Here is a 400-nt window from a genome sequence, read left to right as displayed (position 1 = left end):
CCCCGCGTCGAGTTCCGGACTCTAACCGGCCGTCACCGCACGCAGGAGGCCCTGCGCGGAAACTTCCCCCACCCGAGGGAACCGGCGCTTCCTGTTACCGCCCAGCCGGTTCCCGCCGGCTCACCAGTCGCGCGACGAGGAACTCGCCGTGAACTTCCGCACCACGTAGATCAGTCCGCCCACCAGGGCGACGAAGACCAGCGCCTTGAAGAGCAGGCCGATGACGAAGCCGACCACGCTCGCTATCAGGCCGCCGAACACCACCAGGGCGATGACCGGCACCGCGATCCACTTCACCCACCACGGCAGTCCCGTGAAGATCTCTCGCATGGCCTCGTCCTTACCTCTCCGCCCGCTGCCTGCCGGGTCCTGTCGATGATGTCCGCTCTCGATGCTAGGG

General features: G+C 67.2%; 1 protein-coding gene. It reads right to left on the bottom strand.

What is annotated here, in order from left to right; genetic code table 11:
• Positions 1-120: 120 nt before the first annotated feature.
• Positions 121-330, bottom strand: a complete 210-nt coding sequence (locus LPA54_RS41005) for a DUF5326 family protein (RefSeq protein WP_019525342.1) — start codon at positions 328-330, stop codon at positions 121-123.
• Positions 331-400 lie beyond the last annotated feature (70 nt).

Origin of the sequence: Streptomyces sp. DH12 (genome assembly GCF_020873895.1) — a bacterium.
GTDB lineage: Bacteria > Actinomycetota > Actinomycetes > Streptomycetales > Streptomycetaceae > Streptomyces.
Note: the sequence above shows the minus strand (reverse complement) of the source record. Positions and strands in the feature narration are given on the sequence as shown.

What these genes read in the sequence shown, in the direction of transcription:
- LPA54_RS41005 (WP_019525342.1), bottom strand. Translation starts at nt 330, where the DNA reads ATGCGAGAGATCTTCACGGGACTGCCGTGGTGGGTGAAGTGGATCGCG.